8 protein-coding genes are annotated in these 15,982 nt (G+C 44.0%); all 8 read right to left on the reverse strand.

Annotated features, from left to right (window positions below; genetic code table 11):
- Positions 1-197: 197 nt before the first annotated feature.
- The 8 genes from MHN00_RS11605 to MHN00_RS11640 all read right to left on the reverse strand — a co-directional run bounded on the left by MHN00_RS11605 (position 198) and on the right by MHN00_RS11640 (position 15,905).
- Entirely contained in the window at positions 198-1,955 is a 1,758-nt protein-coding gene (locus MHN00_RS11605; RefSeq protein WP_239301216.1) for a DUF3466 family protein, read from the reverse strand.
- A gap of 12 nt (positions 1,956-1,967) precedes the next feature.
- A complete protein-coding gene (locus MHN00_RS11610; RefSeq protein ID WP_239301218.1) occupies positions 1,968-3,908 on the reverse strand; it encodes an ABC transporter ATP-binding protein in 1,941 nt (646 codons plus the stop codon).
- Positions 3,905-4,138, reverse strand: a complete 234-nt coding sequence (locus tag MHN00_RS11615) for a glutaredoxin family protein (RefSeq protein ID WP_014949555.1) — start codon at positions 4,136-4,138, stop codon at positions 3,905-3,907. Before MHN00_RS11615 ends, MHN00_RS11610 begins: the two co-directional genes overlap by 4 nt.
- Positions 4,135-6,231, reverse strand: coding sequence for a bifunctional 23S rRNA (guanine(2069)-N(7))-methyltransferase RlmK/23S rRNA (guanine(2445)-N(2))-methyltransferase RlmL (rlmKL, locus tag MHN00_RS11620; protein ID WP_239301220.1), 2,097 nt, complete (start codon positions 6,229-6,231; stop codon positions 4,135-4,137). Before rlmKL ends, MHN00_RS11615 begins: the two co-directional genes overlap by 4 nt.
- An 84-nt stretch (positions 6,232-6,315) precedes the next feature.
- On the reverse strand, positions 6,316-7,323 hold the full coding sequence (pyrD, locus tag MHN00_RS11625) for a quinone-dependent dihydroorotate dehydrogenase (protein ID WP_014949553.1): 1,008 nt from the start codon (positions 7,321-7,323) through the stop codon (positions 6,316-6,318).
- 166 nt (positions 7,324-7,489) lie between these two features.
- Positions 7,490-12,328 (reverse strand): NAD-glutamate dehydrogenase, encoded by a 4,839-nt coding sequence (locus MHN00_RS11630; protein WP_239301221.1) that lies wholly within the window; start codon positions 12,326-12,328, stop codon positions 7,490-7,492.
- Between the two features lie 196 nt (positions 12,329-12,524).
- Positions 12,525-14,843 carry an MMPL family transporter gene (locus MHN00_RS11635; RefSeq protein ID WP_239301222.1) on the reverse strand — a complete coding sequence of 773 codons (2,319 nt, stop codon included), beginning with the start codon at positions 14,841-14,843 and terminating at the stop codon, positions 12,525-12,527.
- A gap of 15 nt (positions 14,844-14,858) precedes the next feature.
- Entirely contained in the window at positions 14,859-15,905 is a 1,047-nt protein-coding gene (locus MHN00_RS11640) for a YCF48-related protein (RefSeq protein WP_014976597.1), read from the reverse strand.
- Positions 15,906-15,982: the final 77 nt, after the last annotated feature.

Genomic DNA, 15,982 nt, shown 5'->3' on the forward strand with positions numbered 1-15,982 from the left:
ATAGTGCAATTAACTAAATGGTTCAAGAAAAATAAAAAATAAAAGGGCTTGACAAAATTTAAATAAATGAAGTTTCTATGAAATTTATGTTACATTTTTTATGCATAAATATGTCTTTTTTTACGTTTTTTAGGCATAAAAAAAGCCACGCATAGGTGGCTCTTTTAATATTGATTACATATTGTCCAAATGGTCAGCTATTTCTTTAAACGTCTACGCATAAATACTGCAGCAAATAGACCAAAAAATGCGAGTAAACCTGTTGCAGCTCCTTTTCGCTCATAGGGCTGTTCGTCCTCAGGAATTTCACATTCATCTATGGAACCATTCGATAACGGAGACAGTTTAACCGCCACTACGGAGTCGATTTCTTCTGTTTCACCGTCTGAATTAATTATATCGTTACCCGTTACATACTTGTTCGTAGCTTTAATTCTCGCATTCGCAATGATCTCATTATCATCGTTGATATCTACTGCTTCAATTAGCTCATATGGGTTATCACAAGAAACTAAATCATTTAAGTTAGTAAACTCTTCAGTATCAATGTTGTACATAAATGCCGCTGTATCGCGAAGCGTATCACTCGTTGCATCCACGTCTGCCTTACCCACTACGATATTATTATTGTTAATGGCATTCGCAGTCACACCAGCACTCACGAAGAAGCCATCAGGGTAATGCTGTTCTTGGGTATCAAGGTTGTATACAAACAAACGAGAACGTGCGATATCGCTTTGTGAACGAAGCACTGCACCCGTCACCCAATTTTCATCATTAATTGCGATAGCTTGGCTAATGATATTTTCTTCGCGTGGAAGAAGTTCAATGGTTTCACCGTCTATGAAAACCGTTGCAACTCGTTCACTTTCAGTCCTGCCTGATGTATTTGGGCGCGTTATCGTAATGCGATCTCCAGTAAGGCCTTCACCGACTGCGATACCTTGGTTATTTATGTCATAGGCATACGTGAAATAGTGGCGTGTATCGTCTTCATCAGGTTCAAATAATAACGGGTAGGTATCGGTGCTGATTACATCGCCGTTGACATCGATCTGCCAAATGGTAGCGTTAACCTCAGACAGCAATACGAAGCTCGGTAAGTAATTTGTAGATGAATTAATGAAGTAGCTAGAAATACGTGGAACAGCAAAATCGCCATTATAAATAGTAAACAGGCAGCGACCTTCAGATGTGTCACCACGAGACTCATCGTCTGTACACGTTTCAACAGCATCGGCAACATCATCGCGGAAACTAACAGTACTGAAACCTGCAACCTGTAAGTTTGCGTTTATTGCTCGAGCTGAAGAGAACCCTCCTACAGTGTCATCAACAGCTGGAAGTACTTTAGTCTCTCCAGATGCTTGAACAAAGGCTTGTTGTGCTGACTCTGGATACGTGTAGTTTAATGTATCGCCATCTTCGTTCTCATATGGGTCTAGAACAACCAGTCCCGAAGAATCACCGACAATAAAGTTACCGTTCAAGCTGTCACGACCAGTCGATTCAACAGATCGCGTATAGTCATCAAATTTGTCTGTAACTTCATCAAGACCTGGTACTAATGATATATCTTGAGTGTCGGTTGCATAGGTTCTATACGACGCTAGCTTCTGTCCCGTTGTAAGATTTGGGTTCGATAGAAGATAGTTTACTACCGTGGTGTAGTCTATGTCTGTAAAAACACCCTGGCGTGCGTCATCTTCGTTTTCTAGACTCTCACCGAACTGGTCAAAAAAAGTCGTGTCTTCTTCAAGCTGCTCTGCGTCGATTGGTGGATTGAACTCCAGTTGAACGACAGACAACATTTTGCCTGAGTTATCAATCGAACGAGCAAAATTGTTTCTAGCGGTATCCTGTAAAGGAAGAGGCGTCACTGAATAGGTCGCGGCGAATGCCGAAACACTTCCTGTTGCCAACAGAACGGCGGCGGCAAGCTGAGTTCGTTTCATTTAAAATCCTATTTACTGCTGATTATCTTCCAGCATACTTTCTAGTTCATCCCAGCGCGCATATTTCTGGGAAAGTAATTCTTCTTTATCTGCCAACTCGGCTAACGCGTTGGCAGTAATGTCACTGTCTTGTTTGAAAAAGTCCGGGTCGTTCACTTTTTCTTGCATAGCCTCAAGCTCTTCCTCAAGTGTTTCTAGTTCTTTCGGTAAGGACTCAAGTTCACGCTGGTCTTTGTATGATAGCTTTTTCGTCTTACGGGGAGAAGACTTAGCACTAGGACTGTCTGAAGCTGAATTAGTTTCATTCTTTACCTTGGCTTTTTCTTCCTTTTCGATTTGCTGACGTTTTTCCTGTTGCTCTTTATACCAGTTTTCTACGTCAGTGAAACCCCCAATAAATTCGCGAAGCATTCCATTACCTTCGAATACCACGCTACTATTTGCTACGTTATCAACAAATTCCCTATCGTGACTGACTAAAAGCACGGTGCCGGTATATTCGTTGAGTAAGGTTTCGAGCATTTCCAAGGTTTCAACGTCTAAGTCATTGGTAGGCTCATCCAGCACCAAAACGTTGCTCGGTTTAAGCATCAGTTTTGCTAGCATCAGGCGGTTTTTCTCTCCACCTGATAGCGACTTAACCGGGGCATTAACGCGTTCAGGCGTAAATAAGTAATCTTGTAAGTAGCTGATCACATGGCGTGGGTGACCATTTACCATCAGATCGCGTTTACCGTCGCCTACCGCGTCTATCACAGACTTTTCTAAATCCAGTCCGTGGCGGTGCTGGTCAAAGTAAGCAACTTCAAGGTTAGTGCCTTGTTTGCAGTTGCCGCTATCGGGCTGGAGTTCGCCGAGTAGAAGCTTGATAAGCGTACTTTTCCCGCTACCATTTGGACCAATGAGAGCAAGCTTGTCTCCACGCAAAACATTCAGGTTTAACCCTTTAACAATAGGCTTGCCTTCAATGCTATAGCTTAAGTCTTTTACTTCAAACACCATCTTTCCAGAGCGCGCGCCCTGGTGTTGATTGACTACCGCATTGCCCTGAACCGCTCTTCTCGCTTTACGCTCCTCGCGTAGTTTTTTCAGCGCTCTTACTCGGCCTTCGTTGCGGGTACGGCGGGCTTTAATGCCCTGACGAATCCATACCTCTTCTTGCGCTAGTTTTTTATCAAACTCAGCGTTTTGTGAAGCTTCAACCTCTAAATCGTGCTGCTTCTTTTCTAAATAAGTTTCGTAGTTACCCGGATAGCTCGTAACCGAGCCGCGGTCTAGATCAATAATTCGCGTAGCCATGGCACGTATAAATGCACGGTCGTGGCTCACAAACACAATTGCGCCTTGGTAATTACTCAAGCTGGATTCAAGCCAGCGGATCATTTCAATATCAAGGTGGTTAGTTGGTTCGTCTAACAGGAGCAAATCCGGCTGTCGAACAAGCGCACGAGCTAGCGCTGCTTTTCTGCGCCATCCCCCAGAAAGAGTAGATAGCGATATCTCAGGGTCTAGCTTTAGCATGGTTAGCGTCTGTTCAATTTGCTGTTCAAACTGCCACGCGTCTCTGGCTTCTAACTGTTCTTGTAGTCGCTGTAATTTATTTAAATTTGATTCGCTTGGATCTTCACCAACGATACGGGTTTGATGAAAGTAGGCTTTCAGTGTTTCACCTACGTCAGATAAGCCTTCGGCAACATAGTCAAAAAGCGTCACATCGGTGGTTTGAGGCGGGTCCTGCTCTAAGCGCGCAATGACCGTATTATTTTCAATTATACGCTGCCCATCGTCGGCAATAATATCGCCAGCAATAACTTTCATTAGCGTTGATTTACCACTACCGTTGCGACCTACTAGGCAAACGCGCTCTTTAGGCTGTACAACCAGTTCGACACCGTCTAACAGCGGCGGATTCCCATAAATAACAGTGATGTTTTTTAACTGCAAAATGCTCACTGAAGAAACTCCTCTAAATCGGCGGTATTAAAAGGCCAGCCGATTTCTTTTTCATTATCTGCCCGTTTCAAAACGGGGATCCTTGCACCGTACAAATGATAAAGCTCAGTGCTAGTGCGAATGTTAACCTTCTCTATATTAAGCGATGAAAACATAGACGTTTGTTGAAGCTCAACATCGGCTAAGTCGCACAGGCTACATTGCGGCCCGGTGTAAAAATAAATTTTCATGAAGCTAGTACCCAGCACTGATGGATATTGCCTTTACGTGCAAAATCTTCTGGAATTGTGTCTTTGGTAATATTGTCTACTGATAAGCCCAGTTCACTCATGGCTGTCTCATCTAGCTTAAAGCCACGCTTGTTGTTAGAGAAGATGATGATCCCCTGCTCTTTTAAGCACGCTTTAGCATCGGTAAGCATTTTTACGTGGTCGCGCTGCACATCCCACGTATTTTGCATACGCTTTGAATTCGAAAATGAAGGTGGGTCGATAAAAATTAAGTCGTATTTGCCTTTATGCGTGCCTAACCAAGTGGTGCAGTCAGCTTGAATAAAAGCATGAGGCGCAGTGAGTTTGTTCAGCGCTACGTTCTTCTTTGCCCACTCTAAATAAGTATTAGACATATCCACTGTCGTTACAGACTTTGCGCCACCTTTAGCGGCGAATACCGACACACTACCCGTATATGAAAACAAGTTAAGAACGTCTTTACCTTGGGACAACGCCTGCACTTTTTGGCGGGTATTACGGTGATCTAAGAAAAGGCCTGTGTCCAAGTAGTCAGTAAGGTTAACCAGGAAACGAGCGCCATTTTCAAACACTTCCATCATGTCGCCAGTCTGATTAATTTTCTCGTACTGTTTTGTACCTTTTTGTTGGCTACGCACTTTAAGCGCTATCTGTCTTGGTGAAACACCTGTTACTGCTGGCAAATGAAGCAAGACTTCTTGCAGACGCTTGCGTGCTTTATCTTCAGAAACCGTTTTTGGCGGCGCGTATTCTTGAACGACCAGCCAGTCACCATATCTATCTACGGCAACGTTATAATCTGGCAGGTCAGCATCGTATATGCGGTAACAGTTAGTGTTAGCGTTCTTGAGCCAGCCTTTCATGCGTTTGAGGTTTTTCTTCAAACGATTAGCAAACTCGTGGTTGCTAGCGTCCTCGCTAAACTGTACCGTGTTTTCTTCATCCAACACATAATTCGCTAAACGACATTCCAGCTTACCGTTATTCATGGCATAGTCTTTGGTGGCGCGAAGCTTTAAAACCCGAAGCAAATCACGATTGCTGCTAAGAAGCGACACATGCCATCCCTTCCAGGCTTCTTTAAAACGCTTACCCCAATCACTAAATAGCGGTATTAACGATGTTAGCTCGCCCAAACGTTCTCCGTAAGGAGGGTTTGAAACGACATAGCCTGGTGTGGCAACGGGCGGAGAAGATTTTGTTGCGTCTTGCTGTGAGAACGAAATATCGTTAAATACGCCAGCAAAATCAGCGTTTGCTTTTGCAATTGCTACCATTTTACGGCTGAAATCACCCGCGTAAATACCACTGCAGCTTGGCTTTTGCGCGGAAATAGCTTGTTCTACCAAATCATCCCAAAGCTTCTCTTCGTGGCCGAGCCACTTAGTAAAGCCCCAATACATACGCTTTATACCTGGCGCAATATTGCGAGCGATGTAGGCTGCCTCAATCGCGATGGTGCCCGAGCCACACATTAGGTCGACCAATGGCGCATCGGTATTCTCTGTCCATCCACTACGCATTAGCATTGCGCTTGCGATATGCTCTTTAAGCGGCGCGTCACCGGTTTCTTGTCGGTATGCGCGTTGGTGCAGACTTGCCCCCGCTAAATCTATGCCTAAAATTACATTATCGCGATGTAGTCTTGCATACACAGAAATATCAGGGCTCTTTCGTTCTACTGATGGGCGCGGTAAGCCTTGCTCTACAAATGAATCTACTATGGCGTCTTTAACACGAACCGCACCAAATTGAGTGTTTTTTATGGCAAAGTTTGTGCCGATAAACTGTACAGATAAGGTATGACGTGAATCCATCTGCATTTGCCAGTCAATACCCATAGCCGTGTTATACAGTGCATCTGCATCGCCTGCTTTGCCTGATGCCAACACCCAAACTACGCGGTTAGCTAAGCGTGACCATAAGCAAAGTTTATACGCATCCTCTTTTGAGCCTTCAAACTGAATAGTGCCAGGCCCTTGCTTAACTTGCGCATCAGGGCAAAGGCGTAGCACTTCTTGTTTTAATAGTTCGTCAAGACCGCGACTGGTCGTAACCAGAATAGTATTCATTCATGTACCTGTTTTTGATGTACGTGCTTAAGAAAAAGCACGTACACGAGAGATTGGTTTCGGGTGTAGTTTACTTAGATTGTATTATAACGCGTTTACGATGCGTTTAACGAGCGATGGGCCTTGATAAATAAAAGCCGAGTAGACCTGCACCAGTGATGCGCCAGCGTCCAAGCGTGCTTGTGCCGCTTCGGGTGAGTCAATACCACCAACGCCAATAATAGGAATAGCGCGGTCAAGTGCTTTGTTTAGCTTGCGTGTTACTTCTAAGCTCATATCTGTCATAACTGAGCCACTTAAACCGCCCATTTCCTCAGCGTGCTGTAATCCGGCAACGGCATCACGTGAAAGTGTCGTATTAGTAGCAATTACGCCATCCATTTTGCTGTTAATTAGCGAGGCAGCGATACTGTCAATTTCCACATCGCTCAAATCTGGCGCTATTTTAATGAACAGCGGCACATATTTACCGTGGGTTTGCGTTAGCGTTTCCTGTGCTGCTTTTAGGCCAACTAACAGCTTATCGAGCGCTTCACCGTATTGAAGGTTTCTTAGGCCAGGTGTGTTCGGTGACGAAATGTTAATAGTGACGTAGCTTGCGTAAGGATAAACTTTGTTTAAACAAATCAGGTAATCGTCGAGCGCATTCGCTTCTTCGGTATCTTTATTTTTACCAATATTAATACCAATAGGCCCTTTAAACTGAGCCTTTTTCACTTGTTCGACAAGATGATCAACACCTTTATTATTAAATCCCATGCGATTAATAATGGCGTGCTTTTCCGGAATTCTGAATAAACGAGGTTTTGGGTTTCCTGGCTGCGGACGAGGCGTTACCGTGCCTATCTCAACAAAACCAAATCCCATGCTCGCAAATGCATCAATACAATCGCCGTTCTTATCAAGCCCGGCGGCAAGTCCTACCGGATTATCGAAGGTCATGCCGGCAACGGTAACGGGCTTTTTTATCGTCGGTGTGCTGTACATCCATTTCAGCGGTGTATGTTGGGTCTTGTTTAACCAGTTAATGGTGAAATCGTGACTTTTTTCAGGTTCACACTGAAGCAAGAATTTTTGCACTAGAGATTGCATGGTTATTTTTACCGCTCGCTAATTAAGGGCCTGTTGATCATCAACGTATCTTGCGCTTGCATGAGGTTTGCATTTGCAAACGATGCTGCAAAAACGTACAGCAATGTTCAGTCGGCCAATAAAAAGCCCTGATAAACAGGGCTTAAATCATTAAGGTGCGTGTATTCTAATGGTTAGACTTCACGCTTAAAAGCATCAATTCACGTAAAGCGACAGAAAATTTCGCAAATTCGTGCGTTGTACTGGTCTTAAACTCAGACATCATGTGATACCAGCGCTTAAGTAGGACTTGATTGCTTTCAATCCACTCATCAAGAATTTGATCTGCACTACTTACGTCTTCGCGAGAAGCTAGCAGGTTAGCTGCAATGGAACGCTGCTGCCAATCTAACTCTTCACGATACGAGGCGCGAGCTAACGCTTGCCAGTGGTTGCTTACCGCCTGGTTGTTTATCTGATCTAAGAACCAGTGAAGTTCTAAACGAGAACCTAGCTGATAGTAAAGCTTAGCGACTACATCGGTATCATGCTTATCTGCTTCAACGATTTGCGCAAGGTCAAAGCTAGAGAACATGTTAGAGAAGCTTGCAACCTGATAAGCGATGTCTTCTGGTACACCCTTATCAATGTATTTCTGCGTAGCGTTTTCAAGCTGAGTAAATTCGCTTTTAACCAAGTAGTTTTGCAGGTTCTTCGATAAAATATCGAAGGTACCACGGTAGCTCGCGATGGCTTCTTCAATGGATTGCGTCTTATTACCGTGGCGAATATACCAGCGCGAAGCGCGACGCATAATTCTACGTGCTTCATCTAACATTTTAAGCTGTAGCTGAGCTGGAATAACGTTATCCAGTTGTTCGATGCGCTCCCACAGCGTCTTCATGTTAAAGATACCGTGAACAATTGCGTATGCGTCAGCAATTTCGCTCACACTTGCGCCAGTTTCTTCCTGCATTCTAAACACGAAGTTAAGGCCCATGTCGTTAACCATGTTGTTGGTTAACTTAGTCGCAATAATTTCGCTTCTAAGCGGATGCTGTTGCATGTGTGTTGCGAATTTTTCGCGGAGCACTTTAGGGAAGGCTTCTACTAACAACTTACCGTGGTAAGGATTGTCAGTAATTTCCGGAATATTAAGCGCATCTTTAAGTACCATTTTGCCGTACGCAATCAATACGCTTAACTCTGGGCGAGTTAAACCTTGATCCGTGGCTACGCGATCTGAAATCTCATCGTCACTTGGAATAAATTCCAATTCACGGTTTAGCTGACCTTCACGCTCAAGACCGTGGATAAAGCGAAGCTGTTCTTTAAGTTGCTTAACGCCAGCTAACTCAGTAATAGAGATAGACTGAGTTTGACGGTAGCAGTCTTTCAGTACAATTCGACTTACATCGTCGGTCATATCGTAGAGCAACTTATTACGCTGTTTAAGCGTAAGTTCACCGTCGTTTACTAGGCTGTTAAGCAAGATTTTGATGTTTACTTCGTTATCCGAGCAATCAACTCCACCTACGTTATCGATGAAGTCAGTGTTAACTCGGCCACCGTTAGACGCATATTCAATACGACCTAACTGCGTTAGACCTAAGTTACCGCCCTCGCCCACAATTTTAGCTTGTACGTCACGACCATTGACGCGTAAGTCATCATTAGCACGGTCACCTACGTCTGAGTGAGATTCTTTCTTGCTCTTAATATACGTACCGATTCCACCGTTCCACAGTAGGTCGACTGGCATTTTCAATATATTGTGAATTAGCTCATTAGGCGTCATCGTTAGCTGACGCGTACCTAACCACTTTTTCATTTCAGGTGTAAGCTTGATAGATTTAGACGCGCGGCTAAATACGCCACCGCCTTTTGAAATCAGCTTACTGTCATAGTCTTCCCAGCTTAGGCTTGGATTCTCAAACAGGCGTTGACGCTCTTTATAACTTGCTGCTGCATCTGGGCTTGGATCGAAGAAAATATGTAAATGGTTAAACGCAGCGATTAGTCGCGTATGCTCTGATAGCAACATACCGTTACCGAATACGTCACCTGCCATGTCACCCACACCAACAGCGGTAAAGTCAGTGGTCTGACAGTCGATACCAATTTCTCTGAAATGACGTTTAACCGACTCCCATCCGCCGCGCGCAGTAATACCCATTTTCTTATGGTCATATCCAATACTACCGCCAGATGCAAATGCATCGCCCAGCCAAAACCCAAACTCTTCCGCAATACCGTTTGCGATATCAGAGAATGTGGCGGTGCCTTTATCTGCAGCAACAACCAAATAAGGGTCGTCATCATCAAGGCGAACAACATCCTTAGGAGGAACAATTTCACCATTTACAATGTTGTCAGTAATATCTAACAAGCTGGTGATGAAAGTGCGATAGCATGCTTGGCCTTCAGCCTGAATAGCTGCGCGACCTTCGCCTACAGGTAGGTTCTTACAAACGAAACCACCTTTTGCACCAACCGGCACGATCACCGTGTTTTTAACTTGTTGCGCTTTTACTAGGCCGAGTACTTCTGTTCTGAAGTCTTCTTGTCTATCAGACCAACGAAGACCGCCGCGGGCAACTTTGCCGCCACGCAGGTGCACACCTTCAACGCGAGGACTGTAAACAAAAATTTCAAACTTAGGCAGTGGTAATGGCATGTCAGGAATGAGTTCAGGCATCATCTTAAATGATACATATGATTTTTCATTGCCGGCATTGTCTGCCTGATAGAAGTTTGTACGTAACGTTGCAGACATCATATCCAGATAACGACGAATAATTCGGTCATCATCCAAGTTGCTAACGTTATCTAACTGTTCCTTAATAGTCTCAAGAATACCTTCCTCTTTTTTCTCATTGCGCTTTTTCTTAGGATTAAAACGCTGGTCGAAAAAGTCTACGAGTAAACGAGCAATGTCTGGATAGTTAGCTAGTGTGTTTGCGATGTAGTCACGGCTGAAAGAACTGCCGGTCTGGCGCATGTATTTAGCATAAGCACGGAGTACCGTAACTTTACGGCCAGTCATATTCGCGCCAAGGATAAGGCGGTTAAACGCGTCGTCTTCTAGTGTCTTGTACCACACTTTGGCAAAGGCATCTTGAAAGAGAACCTGGGCGTTTTCCATGTCAAAGTGCTGACCACTTTTATGTAACATGGTGAAGTCCATGACCCAGTTACGTTCACCTTCTGAACACGTAACTTTATAAGGGCTTTCATCGATTACGCGTAACCCAAAATTCTCAAGCATCGGTAACACGTCAGACAAATGAATAGGCTCAGCACGGTGGAAAAGCTTAAGCTTAACTACTTGGCTGTCAGCGTCTTCTTCTTGTGGACGATAGAACAACATATCCAATGTGTGGTTGTCGTCTAACATCTCTAGTTTGCCAATATCTACAAGCGCTGCTGACGGTAGGTTATGCTCCATATAGCTGCGAGAGAAAGCATTGTTGTATTTGCGTTCCAACGCTTTACCCGAAGCCTCACCGTGTGCCGCTGAAATAGCTGACGCGAGTCTGTCATTCCAGGTTTTGGTCAACTCAATAATGTTTTGCTCTATTTCCTTCACATCGAATTCCGCGTTGTTGTCGTTGACTCTAGCAATGTAATGCGTACGGGCATATACAGACTCTGAGAAGAACGTAGTAAATTCCACTTCTTCAGTTGCGCCCAATGACGCTTTAAGTAGCGCTTGGGTTTCTTTGCGTAACTGGGTGTTATAGCGCTCTCTTGGCACAAACACCATGCACGAGAAAAAGCGGCCAAAAATGTCTTTTCGAATGAATAAACGTGAAATTCCACGCTCTTGCATTTGAAAAATACCCATCACAATTTGCGCTAGCTCTTCCGCTGGCGTTTGTAGCAACTCATCTCGTGGGTAGGTTTCTATAATATTTGCAAACGCTTTGTATGCGTGAGTTCCAGGCTCGAAACCAGATAGCTCACAAATACGTTTGATTTTTTCACGTAAAATCGGAAGCTGAGTTACGCTGTTGTTATAGAAAGAGGCAGAATACAGACCTAAGAAGCGGTGCTCACCAACAACCTGACCTTCTTTGTTAAATACCTTCACGCCTACATAGTCCATATATGCAGGACGGTGTACTCGCGCGCGTGAATTTGTTTTGGTCAGAATCAATGGGTTTTTGCTAAGCGCTTCCGCACGGGCCGACGCAGGCAAGCGAGACAACAAACGCTCACGGTCGTTTACTGAGTTTTTAAGCAAACCTAAACTGGTGTCGTTTTGAGGGATCCATCTATGGTCCCCTTCAATGGCTTTAACGTCATAATAACGGTAACCCATCATTGTGAAGTTGTGATCGCCTAACCATTCTAAGTAAGCTTTAGTTTGCTTTTTGGCTTCTGCAGATACAGGCCAGTTAAATTTACCATTGTTTTTAATTACGTCTTGCAAGGTATTTGTCATGCCTTGCCAGTCTTGAACTGCCAGAGAAACTTCATCAACGACAGAGTGCAGTTCTTGTGTTAGAGCATCAATGTCTTTTTTCGATGTTTGTCTATCGATTTCGATAAAGATGACCGTTTCTTTTTTCGCACCTTCAAGCGATTGACCTGGCTCAGCAAACGCTTCAACTTTGTTCGCTTTGTCGCGCTTAATGCCAATTGGGCTGTGAAGGAATAAATGTGCGGTGATGTTCAAACGATTTAGCAACATGCGCACCGAGTCAACCAAGAATGGCATATCCGACACAATAATCTCAACAATTGTGTGGCTTGAGTGCCAGCCGTGTTTGGCAATTTCCGGGTTAAATACGCGTATGTATGGCGACGTATGCTCAAACTTCGCCAAGCCATTCCATAAACTAAGTGTTGCACCATAAAGGTCGCTGTCGTTGCGATTTTCTAGGTCATCGCTTGAAATATTTTTATACAACAGACGTCCGAATTGCTGCACAAGAGACTTCTGCTTGGTATCTACTTTTTTGTCGATAAGTGCAAATACATTGTCTAGCAGTACTGAGTGTCGCTGTGAGGTGACTGTCATTTGTTAACCTTTTTTGAATGTCGTAATACCAATCCAGCTTGGTATAAGTGCCGAGTACCTAACTATTTTCTCTAATAAATGACGCTAATGAAAGCCCATTTTTAACCTTATATTAACAGCATAGATAAGTATGCAGAAAACACCCAAAAAAAAGGGCCTAAAGGCCCTTTTTAATGCTTAGCTATGCAAAAATATTTTATGCATCAGGGTCATTCTTGTTCCACCATAGGAATCTTGCTAGTGCAGGCAGTACAATTATTGCTCCAAGCATGTTCACGACGAACATAAATGTAAGCAAAATGCCCATATCCATTTGGAACTTAAGCGAAGAGAACACCCATGTGCTCACGCCTATTGCCAGCGTAATACCGGTAAATAGCACAGCACTCCCACGTTCTTTTAAGGCAGCGAAATATGCTTCTTGAACGGTAGCGCCTTTCTTCAGCATTAAGCTCTTGGTAGAGAGTATATAAATACCATAGTCCACACCTATACCCACGCCAAGTGCGATAACTGGTAATGTAGAAACGGTGAGGCCAATCTGAAGGTATGTCATTAGGGCTTGCGCCAGTACAGACACCACATACAGCGGAATAACAACAACTAACGTAGCACGCAGCGAGCGGAAGCTAATTAGACACAACGCAATAACGGCGCCAAATACATAAAGCATCATAGGGTCTTGCGCTGCACTAACCGCTTCATTAGTTGCGGCCATCACGCCAACAGGCCCAGAAGCAAGACTGAACTTCATATCATCGGTTTGATATTCATCGCGATACGCTTTTACCGCTTCAACGACACGAGAGATCGTTTCTGCTTTGTGGTCTTCCATAAACAGAATAATTGGCATGACCGAGCAGTCGCCGTTAAGTAAACCAGACGATGTTGGAACGCGAGAAATTGCCTGCACCAATGTTTGCTGGTTCCGAGGGAGTACCTGCCACTTAACGTTGCCTTCGTTGTAACCTGCGTTAACAATTTTTGCTACAGATGCCAACGAAACCGCCGATTGAACGCCTTGAACATTTTCCATTTTCCACTGGAAATCGTCCATGGCCTTCATCACGCTGTGTGACGTACAAGCTTCTGGTGTGGTTTCAACCAAAATAGAAATGTAATCTACCGTTACTTCGTACTTATCGGTAATCAGGAAAGTGTCCTGATTGTAGCGTGACGTTTCATGAAGCGCAGGTGCACCCGCATGTAAGTCCCCTATCTTCATATTCTGAGCTTGGAAATGACCAAACACGAATAGGATAGCAGTAACGATAAGAATTATTGCCGCAGGCTTTTTACGTGAACAAGCTGCAATGACTTCCCAGAATTTCGAATTAGCGTTTTCTTTACCCGCGAATTTTTCGACATATTTCTGGTCAAGTTTTAAGAAGCTCATCAGCACAGGCAGCAGCAACAAGTTGGTAAGAATGATTACCGCTACACCCATACTTGCCGTAATCGCCAACTCGCGAATAATGCCGATATCGATTACCAATAACGTCATAAAGCCAACCGTATCAGATAACAATGCAATTCCGCCTGGAACCAGCAAGTTTCTGAATGCCGCCATAGATGCCCGTTTAGCACCAATACCGGTTACGGCTTGTTTTTCTACCGCGTTAATCATTTGTACGCCGTGGCTCACACCAATGGCAAATACCAAAAATGGCACCAGTATTGACATAGGGTCCATACCAAAGCCAATTGAAGTAAGCAGTCCTAGCTGCCAGACAACGGCAATGATTGAGCATACTAATGGCAATAACGTAAGCATGATGCTGCGCGAGAAGAAATACACCATTACGGCAGTAATCGCGATAGCAATGGCGAAAAAGATCAACACGTCTTTTGCACCGTCGGCCACATCGCCAATCATTTTCGCAAAGCCAATTATATGAATAGACGTATTTTCGTTTTCATATTGACCGCGAAGCTGCTCTTCAAGCTCTGCTGCTAATGCCAATGTATTGAGAGGTTCGCCAGTTTGCGGGTCAATATCGAGCAATTGCGCTGTTACCATTGCGCAGCTGTAATCACTGGATACTTGTCTTCCGACGATGTTTGCCTTTTCTACGTTGGCAGCCACCAACTCTAATGCTTCTGGGCTTGCAGAATTAAAGTCTGCAGGAATTACCGGTCCGCCTGCAAAGCCGCCTTCCACAATTTCAGTAAAGCGGGTTGAAGGAGAGAAAAGCGAAATAACTAACGAACGGTTCACCCCATTAATAAAGAAGAGTTGGTCGTGAACATTCTTTAATGTATCGAAGAAGTTTTGATTGTAGATGTTATCGTTTTTATCACACACAGAAACTAATATATTGTTAGCGCCACCAAAATCTTGGCGGTGCTCAATGTACGTTTTCATGTATTCGTGATTTAGCGGTATGTTCTTTTCAAAACCTGCGTCTAAGCGCATTTGTGAAGCTTGGTAACCAAGGAAAACTGTGGCTATAGCAAACAAGGCTACGACAATTTTACGGTTTCCGAATACTAATTTTTCAAGAAAATGGGTCATTGTTTTTATACTGCCCTATTTTAAATTCAACGTTTTAATGCCATTCGCAGTAACGGCAATATTCTTACCTTTAAACTGTGTTGCATTAAGAAGCGCGGCTTTGTCTTTAATTTGTGAAACGACAATGCCTTCATCAGCTTCGCAATCTGAAAGGTTTGCATAGGGGTCTCGCATACTGGTGGGTAAAGGTCGCTGTGCGCTTACCATCATCCCATTGTTACCCAAAGCATAAACCTTCGATTCAGAACCAATTAGAATTGAATTTAGTGTGCTGGTTGAGCAAGTTTGTACGTATTCCCACTCACCTTCGTTTCTGTTAACAAATATATTTCCGCGAAGGCCAACCGCTAGAACGGTATTTTCATCAAGCGGCTTAATATCGAAAAACGATCCTGTATAGTCGACGTAATACCGTTCCCACGATTCTCCCATATTGGTACTTTTGGCTAGCAGGCCGGCTTCGCCTGCTAGGTAAAGCGTATCACCATCAAGGGTAATTCTGTTTAAGTGGGGTAAAATAGATTCAAGTTCTTGCTGATAGAAGTCTTCATCTTCTTTTCGAATATCTTCAAGGTATTCTTGATCCATTGGGTCAAGCAGACTGGCATGACGTTCTGCCGTCCACGTTTTTCCACCGTCTAAGGTTCGATAGAACAAACCATAGGCTCCTGTAGCAATACCCTGCTTTTCATTGAAGAATAATACGTCTAGAAATGGGCGCTGAAGGTCAGGTTGGAAATTTTGAATTTCCCACGTTTCGCCTTTATCTGAAGAATGAAGAATGACAGCGTCGTGGCCCACTGCCCAAATATTATCGCCTACAACAGTTGTCGCTGTAAGCGTTGATTGTGTTGGTACGGCTTTTTGAGTAAATGCCTCACCATCCTCTGAAACTAACACGTGACCGCGTTCACCGACAATAACGACAAATGTATCAGCGTCTATGTCCAAAAGAACCGATTGCTCAACCAATGGTGCCATGAATGCTTCTTCGGCGATTGCAGTTGTAGAGTAATTAACTGCGAAAGTGGCGGCAATGCACGCTGCAATGGTTTTTTTCATAATTAACCATTCCCCCTATTTATAATTGTCTGCATACAAAAACGGCTGGCAATTGCCAACCGTTTGTTGTTTAAGGC

The sequence above is a fragment of the Alteromonas sp. Cnat2-8 genome (assembly GCF_022348355.1).
GTDB lineage: Bacteria > Pseudomonadota > Gammaproteobacteria > Enterobacterales > Alteromonadaceae > Alteromonas > Alteromonas macleodii.

Excerpts from the sequence above, each read along its gene's own strand:
- MHN00_RS11605 (WP_239301216.1), bottom strand. The coding sequence starts at position 1,955 with ATGAAACGAACTCAGCTTGCCGCCGCCGTTCTGTTGGCAACAGGAAGT.
- MHN00_RS11615 (WP_014949555.1), bottom strand. The coding sequence starts at position 4,138 with ATGAAAATTTATTTTTACACCGGGCCGCAATGTAGCCTGTGCGACTTA.
- rlmKL (WP_239301220.1), bottom strand. The coding sequence starts at position 6,231 with ATGAATACTATTCTGGTTACGACCAGTCGCGGTCTTGACGAACTATTA.
- pyrD (WP_014949553.1), bottom strand. The coding sequence starts at position 7,323 with ATGCAATCTCTAGTGCAAAAATTCTTGCTTCAGTGTGAACCTGAAAAA.
- MHN00_RS11630 (WP_239301221.1), bottom strand. The coding sequence starts at position 12,328 with ATGACAGTCACCTCACAGCGACACTCAGTACTGCTAGACAATGTATTT.
- MHN00_RS11635 (WP_239301222.1), bottom strand. The coding sequence starts at position 14,843 with ATGACCCATTTTCTTGAAAAATTAGTATTCGGAAACCGTAAAATTGTC.
- MHN00_RS11640 (WP_014976597.1), bottom strand. The coding sequence starts at position 15,905 with ATGAAAAAAACCATTGCAGCGTGCATTGCCGCCACTTTCGCAGTTAAT.